Below are 6,804 nucleotides of genomic sequence, written 5' to 3'. Positions count from 1 at the left end.
GCCAGCCACGGCGTGGCCGTGCACCCGCGCTCGGGCGACCGCACCTATCCCAAGTTCAACTTCGTGCGCTGCACCCAGTGCAAGCGCTGCACCGAGGAATGCCCCTTCGGCGCCCTGGACGACGACGAGCGAGGGACCCCGAAGCCCAACCCCACCCGCTGCCGGCGATGCGGCACCTGTATGGGGGCTTGCCCGGAGCGGATCATCTCCTTCCAGGACTACAGCATCGACATGCTGGGCTCCATGGTCAAATCCATCGACGTGCCGGACGATGACGAGGAGAACTTGCGCATCCTGGCCTTTGTCTGCGAGAACGACGCCTATCCGGCTTTGGATATGGCCGGCATGCTTCGCCACCAGATCAGCCCGCTGGTTCGGGTCATCCCGGTGCGCTGCCTGGGCTCGGTGAACATGGTCTGGATCAAGGACGCCATGTCTGCCGGCATCGACGGTGCCATTCTTCTGGGCTGCAAGTACGGCGATGACTACCAGTGCCACTTCGTCAAGGGCAGCGAGATCGCCAGCCGCCGGATGGAGAATATCGGCGAGACGCTGACCAGCCTTGGCGTCGAGTCGGATCGGGTCACCACCGCCCAGGTGGCGATCAGCGACTACAGCAAGGTGTCAGGAGTGATCCAGGAATTTGTGGACCACATCCTGTCCCTGGGCCCGAATCCCTTCAAGGGCTTCTAGGACCAGCTGCAACTGAGCAGGGACGACCGGCGGCGGAGGAGAGTCTCCGTCCGCCGGCCGCCTGAGCTCTCCCGTGCAATCAGGGGCTGCCGATCGGGAGGGCCCAGGCGGCCGGCGTCGGGAATGCCAGGCAATGGCCGCTCTTGACGCAGTAGACCGGCAGGTAACGGGGCTTGCGCCCAGGCCCTTGGATATGGTATAGCCACCCCACTGCCCGCAGGGGGGCAGTGGGGAAACGCAAGAGACCGAGGCAGAGAGAGGAAAGGAGGAGGCCACGCAAGATGGGAGACGCGACCAAGGTGCAGCCTGATCTGGAGTTCATCCGCTATCTGAAGACTGCGGGCGGGGACACCCTGAAGAAGTGTTATCAGTGTGCCACCTGCTCTGTGGTCTGCCCTTTGTCCGCGGACAAGAAGCCGTTCCCGCGCAAGGAGATGATCTGGGCGCAGTGGGGCATGAAGGAGCGGTTGATCGCCGACGCCGATGTCTTGCTGTGCCATCAGTGCGGCGACTGCACCGCTTACTGTCCTCGGGGGGCCAAACCCGGAGATGTGCTCGGGGCCATCCGCGCGTACGCATACACCCACTACGGCTTCCCCCAGGGTTTGGCCCAGCTGGTGGCTCAGCCCAAGAACCTGCCGGTCCTGATCGCCATCCCGGTGATGATCATCGGGCTGTTGTGGCTGTTGACCGGCGGCTATCACATCCCGGATGGCCCGGTGGACCTGGGCAATTTCTTTGGTCACGGCTATATCGCCGGCTTCACCCAAAGTGTGGTGGTCATTGACCTCATTTTCGTGCCGGCTTTTCTGTTTGCCCTCTATGCCGCGTTCCGAGGCGCTGCCAACATGTGGTGCGCCATGAGTACCGATCTCAAGACCAATCCCGGCTTCCGGCCGTCGGTGACCACCTTCGTGGCCGAGTTTCTGTGGCCGGCGATCTGGGAGACCATCCAGCACAAGCGGTTCAGCCAGTGCAACTACAACCGCGATCGGGTCAAGGGTCATCTGCCGCTGCTCCTGGCCTTCATAGGGCTCTTCGTGGTCACCAACTACGCCTTTGTGCGCAAGGACATCCTGGGGCTGGCCTTCCCCAGTCTTCATGGACCGCTGCCCATGTGGGACCCAATGAAGATTCTGGCCAACGTCAGCGCCGTGGCGCTCATCGCGGGCATTGCCATCATCTGGAGCCAGCGCAAGCAGATGGAAGACGAGCAGCGGACCAGGCCCACCTACTATGATTGGTTTCTGATTTGGGAAATCATGGCAGTGGGGGTCACCGGTTTGCTGGCCGAGTTCTTCCGTCTGGCGGATTGGGGCGTTCTGGCCTACAGCGCCTATTTCCTCCACTTGGTGGCCGTGTTCATGCTCTTCTTGTACATGCCCTACAGCAAATTCGCGCATATCGTTTACCGGACCGCAGCCATGGCCTTTGAGCGGTATCGGAACAGCCGTTTCGTCGTCGGCTAGGACCTCTCCGGCGTTTCATGGCGTGTGCCGGCCGCCCTCGCCTTAAGCCCCACCCGTGTGGTGGGGCTTCGTGCTTGTGGCCCTTCGTTCACGGCTGGGGCACGGGCGGCGCTGGTGGGGTGAAAAAGGGTTTGCGTTTTCTCGGGCAAGCGAGTATAGTGCCGGCTTTTGGACTCCGGCTGGCGTAGCTCAATCGGTAGAGCAGCTGATTTGTAATCAGCAGGTTGCGGGTTCGAGTCCCATCGCCAGCTCCAGCGGCGCCAACCGATGGAGGGGTTCCCGAGCGGTCAAAGGGAGCAGACTGTAAATCTGCCGGCACGGCCTTCGGAGGTTCGAATCCTCCCCCCTCCACCACCCAGCTGTACAACGCGGGAATAGCTCAATTGGTAGAGCATCAGCCTTCCAAGCTGAGGGTTGCGGGTTCGAGACCCGTTTCCCGCTCCAGATCGGAATGTTGCGGCCGCCCACGTAGCTCAGGAGGTAGAGCACTTCCTTGGTAAGGAAGAGGTCACCGGTTCGAATCCGGTCGTGGGCTCCACCACAGCCGTCCGCCGTACAGCAGGCTGTGGCAGCCCAGCGGGAAGGGGTACCAGGCGAGGCATAGTTACAGCGCTAGGATCGAGGAGAGAAGCGATGGCGAAGCAGAAGTTCGAGCGCAAGAAGCCGCACGTGAACGTGGGGACGATTGGCCACATTGACCACGGCAAGACGACGCTGACGGCGGCGATCACCAAGGTTCTGGCGAGCAAGGGGCTGGCGCAGTTCATGGCCTTTGACCAGATCGACAAGGCGCCGGAGGAGAAGGAGCGGGGCATCACCATTGCGACCGCCCACGTGGAGTATGAGACCGCCGCCCGGCACTATGCACACGTCGATTGCCCGGGCCATGCTGACTACATCAAGAACATGATCACCGGGGCAGCGCAGATGGACGGGGCGATTCTGGTGGTCGGGGCGGACGACGGCCCGATGCCGCAGACCCGCGAGCACATTTTGCTGGCGCGTCAGGTGGGGGTGCCGGCGATCGTGGTGTTCTTGAACAAGTGTGACATGGTGGATGATCCGGAGCTCATTGAGCTGGTGGACATGGAGCTGCGGGAGCTGTTGACCAAGTATGACTTTCCCGGCGATGACACGCCGATCATCCGGGGCAGCGCGTTGAAGGCCCTGGAGAGCCCCGACGATCCCGAGGCGACGAAGTGCATCTGGGAGCTGATGGAGGCGGTGGACAAGCACGTGCCGCAGCCGGTGCGTGACGTGGACAAGCCGTACCTGATGCCCATCGAGGATGTGTTTTCCATTTCCGGCCGGGGAACGGTGGTGACGGGCCGGATCGAGCGCGGGGTGGTCAAGGTGGGCGACGAGGTGGAGATTGTGGGCATCCGGCCGACGGTGAAGACGACGGTGACCGGGGTGGAGATGTTCCGCAAGATTCTGGACCAGGGCCAGGCAGGCGACAACGTCGGCGTGCTGCTGCGGGGCACGAAGCGGGACGAGGTGGAGCGGGGGCAGGTGCTGGCCAAGCCGGGGAGCATCACGCCGCACACCAAGTTCAAGGCGGAGTGCTACATCCTGGCCAAGGAGGAGGGCGGGCGGCATACGCCGTTTTTCACCGGGTATCGTCCGCAGTTTTACTTCCGGACCACGGACGTGACGGGAGTGGTGACCCTGCCGGAGGGAGTGGAGATGGTGATGCCGGGGGACAATGTATCGATCCAGGCGTCGCTCATCACGCCCATCGCCATGGAGAAGGAGCTGCGGTTTGCCATCCGTGAGGGTGGCCGTACCGTTGGCGCCGGCGTCATCAGCGAGATCATTGAATAAGCTGGGCCGCTCGGGGCCTGATTCGGAGCAACTGAAGCCATGCGCGACATCATCACCCTGGCCTGCACCACGTGCAAGTGCCGCAACTACACCACCACCAAGAACAAGCGGAACACACCGCACAAGCTGGAGCTGAAGAAGTTTTGCCGCTTCTGCAGGACCCACACCCCGCACAAAGAGACGAAATAGCTTGCGGCTAGGCCAGTAGCTCTAACGGTAGAGCACCGGACTCCAAATCCGGCCGCTGGGGGTTCGAATCCCTCCTGGCCTGCCAATCACGTAGCCCCAAGCCCCTGCGAGCTCGCGCCACACCGGGCAGGTCGCGTGGGGGCTTCTTTTTTCGCAGTCCCGGCAGGCGAGGGGGTCGCACCGGGCGAGCCTTTTTCTGTGGGTGTGATCTATGGCCAGTTCCACTGGTGACAGCGGCCGGCGCAAGGCCGGCGGCCGCGGCGACGAGGCGGGGCATAAGCCTGACGCTCCCGGGGCTGAGGAGGGGGCGGCGCTGCCCGCCATCACCCGCACCAAGGAGTTTGTGGCTGAGGTCCAGGCGGAATTCGGCAAGATCGTCTGGCCGGACAAAAAGCACACGGCCGGTACCACAATGGTGGTGATCGTCCTGGTGACGCTCATCTCCCTTTACCTGGGCGGTGTGGATCTCTTCTTGGGCTGGCTCGTGCAGCGTATTCTTGGCTGAGACTGTCGCAAGGCTTGGGGGACGTCGTATGGCGCGTCAGTGGTACATCGTGCACACCTATTCCGGTTTTGAAGAGAAGGTGCGCGCCGCCCTCTTGGACACCATCAAGAAGTCCGGCAAGGAGGAGCAGTTCGGCGAGATTCTGGTGCCGACCGAGCAGGTGGTTGAGATGGTGCGGGGCTCTCGGCGGACCTCGGCGCGCAAGTTCTTTCCCGGCTACATTGTGGTCAATATGGAGCTCAACGACGAGACTTGGCACCTCGTTCGGGGAACCCCCAAGGTTACCGGTTTTGTCGGCGACGATCGCAATCCGGAGCCGCTGCCCGAGAAGGATGCTCTGAAGATTCTGGGCCGGATGAAGGAAGGGGAGTCCAAGCCGAAGCCCAAGGTGATTTTCGAGATTGGGGATTCGGTGCGGGTGGTGGATGGCCCGTTCTCCAATTTCGAGGGGGTGGTGGACGAGGTCTTCCAGGACAAGGGGCGAGTTCGGGTGATGGTCAGCATCTTTGGCCGTTCCACCCCTGTGGAGCTGGAGTTCGTCCAGGTGTCGAAAAACTAGGACCGGCCGCGGCCGGCTTTTGACGGAGCGAGCGCAAGGAGCAATCGCCATGGCGAAGAAAATCGTGGGCTATGTCAAGCTGCAGATCACGGCCGGCAAGGCCAACCCGTCGCCGCCGGTGGGCCCTGCCCTGGGACAGCATGGCGTCAACATCATGGAGTTCTGCAAGGCCTTCAATGCCCGCACCCAGGGCCAGGGCGACATGATCATTCCGGTCCTCATTACCATCTACGCGGACCGATCCTTCACCTTCATCACCAAGACACCGCCGGCCTCAGTGCTGCTGCTGAAAGCAGTCGGCGTGCCGAAAGGCTCCAGCAATCCCAAGCGGGACCGGGTGGCGGTGATCGGCAGGGACAAGGTGGAAGAGATCGCCCGTCTCAAGATGCCGGATCTCAACGCCAAGGACCTGGAGGGGGCGATCCGCACCATCGAAGGTACGGCGCGCAGCGCTGGTATCACCGTCAGGAGCTAGAGCGGCCGTCTGGGCCGATTTGCGGTTGCGCCGTGCTGTCCCAAGCACACGGCCAGCTGTCATCACCAACCACGCCACCGGCCGCAAGGACCACGGCAACCCCCTGCTCCGGCAGGGAGGACGATTGGGAGGCTATCATGGCGCACAAGGGCAAGAACTTCAGGAAGGCCAAGGCGGAGCTGGACACCACCCGCCTGTACGGCCTGGACGAGGCGATCGGCTTGGCGCAGAAGGTCAGATTCGCCAAGTTTGACGAGTCAGTGGATGTAGCGGTGCGGCTGGGAGTGGATCCTCGCCATGCCGATCAGATGGTCCGCGGCACCGTGGTTCTGCCTCATGGCACCGGCAAGGTGGAGCGGGTGCTGGTCTTCGCCAAGGGCGACAAGGAGAAGGAGGCCTTGGAGGCAGGGGCCGACTATGCCGGTGGCGACGACCTGGTGGAGAAGATCAAAGGCGGGTGGCTGGAGTTCGATCGCACCATTGCCACACCGGACATGATGGGCACGGTCGGCAAGATCGGCCGGGTGCTTGGCCCTCGGGGGCTGATGCCCAACGCCAAGCTCGGGACGGTCACCTTCGATGTGGCGCGGGTGGTGAAGGAGATCAAGGCCGGCAAGGTGGACTTCAAGGTGGACAAGGCGGGGGTCGTCCATGTCCTGGTGGGGCGCGCGTCCTTCAGTCCAGAGCGGCTGCGGGACAACGTCATCGCCTTTATCGACAAGATCATTCAGATGAAGCCCTCGGCCAGCAAGGGGATCTACCTGCGGGGTGCCGCCTTGTCCACCACGATGGGGCCGGGGATCAAGCTTGACCCCATGGAGCTGCGGACCCTGGCCAAGAGGGTCTAGCGGCTGGCTTGGGAGGTCCCGGTTGGTACCGGGGGTGGTTGTCGAAGACGGTGGGTACACGGGTGTGTTTAATCGGCCTTGCCGACCTGCCCAGACAACTCGGACGATGCCAAAGATCAAGGTTGGGCAGGTTGTGTTGGTCTTCTGTGTGAGCTCCTGGGTTGTTGCAGGCAGGAAGAACGGTCCGGAACGCGGCCGATGAGCGCGCCCGCACAGCAAACTTCAGACGGGCAAGGAGGGTG

8 protein-coding genes and 5 tRNA genes are annotated in these 6,804 nt (G+C 62.8%); all 13 read left to right on the top strand.

The features are described 5' to 3' along the window. Nucleotides 1-693, top strand: a 693-nt coding sequence (locus tag AB1634_08735) for a hydrogenase iron-sulfur subunit (GenBank protein MEW6219603.1), incomplete at its 5' end; no start/stop codon positions are given. Between the two features lie 281 nt (nucleotides 694-974). Further along, nucleotides 975-2,162 carry a quinone-interacting membrane-bound oxidoreductase complex subunit QmoC gene (gene qmoC / locus AB1634_08730; protein ID MEW6219602.1) on the top strand — a complete coding sequence of 396 codons (1,188 nt, stop codon included), beginning with the start codon at nucleotides 975-977 and terminating at the stop codon, nucleotides 2,160-2,162. A gap of 178 nt (nucleotides 2,163-2,340) precedes the next feature. Then, nucleotides 2,341-2,416: transfer RNA gene (locus AB1634_08725), tRNA-Thr, on the top strand. Nucleotides 2,417-2,431: 15 nt separating this feature from the next. Continuing rightward, nucleotides 2,432-2,516: transfer RNA gene (locus AB1634_08720), tRNA-Tyr, on the top strand. Between the two features lie 14 nt (nucleotides 2,517-2,530). Continuing rightward, nucleotides 2,531-2,606 (top strand) — tRNA-Gly (locus AB1634_08715). An 18-nt stretch (nucleotides 2,607-2,624) separates the two neighbouring features. After that, nucleotides 2,625-2,700: transfer RNA gene (locus tag AB1634_08710), tRNA-Thr, on the top strand. A 95-nt stretch (nucleotides 2,701-2,795) separates the two neighbouring features. Then, nucleotides 2,796-3,986, top strand: a complete 1,191-nt coding sequence (gene tuf, locus AB1634_08705) for an elongation factor Tu (GenBank protein ID MEW6219601.1) — start codon at nucleotides 2,796-2,798, stop codon at nucleotides 3,984-3,986. Nucleotides 3,987-4,025: 39 nt separating this feature from the next. Continuing rightward, entirely contained in the window at nucleotides 4,026-4,175 is a 150-nt protein-coding gene (gene rpmG / locus AB1634_08700; GenBank protein ID MEW6219600.1) for a 50S ribosomal protein L33, read from the top strand. 9 nt (nucleotides 4,176-4,184) lie between these two features. Next, nucleotides 4,185-4,260 (top strand) — tRNA-Trp (locus tag AB1634_08695). 126 nt (nucleotides 4,261-4,386) lie between these two features. Beyond that, entirely contained in the window at nucleotides 4,387-4,680 is a 294-nt protein-coding gene (secE, locus tag AB1634_08690; protein ID MEW6219599.1) for a preprotein translocase subunit SecE, read from the top strand. A gap of 28 nt (nucleotides 4,681-4,708) precedes the next feature. Beyond that, nucleotides 4,709-5,239, top strand: a complete 531-nt coding sequence (nusG, locus tag AB1634_08685; GenBank protein ID MEW6219598.1) for a transcription termination/antitermination protein NusG — start codon at nucleotides 4,709-4,711, stop codon at nucleotides 5,237-5,239. A 49-nt stretch (nucleotides 5,240-5,288) separates the two neighbouring features. Further along, a complete protein-coding gene (gene rplK / locus AB1634_08680; protein ID MEW6219597.1) occupies nucleotides 5,289-5,714 on the top strand; it encodes a 50S ribosomal protein L11 in 426 nt (141 codons plus the stop codon). A gap of 137 nt (nucleotides 5,715-5,851) precedes the next feature. Then, complete coding sequence (gene rplA, locus AB1634_08675) at nucleotides 5,852-6,562, top strand: 50S ribosomal protein L1 (protein ID MEW6219596.1); 711 nt, start codon at nucleotides 5,852-5,854, stop codon at nucleotides 6,560-6,562. The last annotated feature ends 242 nt before the right edge of the window (nucleotides 6,563-6,804 follow it).

The sequence above is a fragment of the Thermodesulfobacteriota bacterium genome, assembly GCA_040755095.1.
Classification (GTDB): Bacteria; Desulfobacterota; Desulfobulbia; order Desulfobulbales; family JBFMBH01; genus JBFMBH01.
This window is presented reverse-complemented; position numbering and strand designations above follow the sequence as displayed.

Excerpts from the sequence above, each read along its gene's own strand:
- tuf (MEW6219601.1), top strand. The coding sequence starts at position 2,796 with ATGGCGAAGCAGAAGTTCGAGCGCAAGAAGCCGCACGTGAACGTGGGG.
- rpmG (MEW6219600.1), top strand. The coding sequence starts at position 4,026 with ATGCGCGACATCATCACCCTGGCCTGCACCACGTGCAAGTGCCGCAAC.
- qmoC (MEW6219602.1), top strand. The coding sequence starts at position 975 with ATGGGAGACGCGACCAAGGTGCAGCCTGATCTGGAGTTCATCCGCTAT.
- rplK (MEW6219597.1), top strand. The coding sequence starts at position 5,289 with ATGGCGAAGAAAATCGTGGGCTATGTCAAGCTGCAGATCACGGCCGGC.
- secE (MEW6219599.1), top strand. The coding sequence starts at position 4,387 with ATGGCCAGTTCCACTGGTGACAGCGGCCGGCGCAAGGCCGGCGGCCGC.
- nusG (MEW6219598.1), top strand. The coding sequence starts at position 4,709 with ATGGCGCGTCAGTGGTACATCGTGCACACCTATTCCGGTTTTGAAGAG.
- rplA (MEW6219596.1), top strand. The coding sequence starts at position 5,852 with ATGGCGCACAAGGGCAAGAACTTCAGGAAGGCCAAGGCGGAGCTGGAC.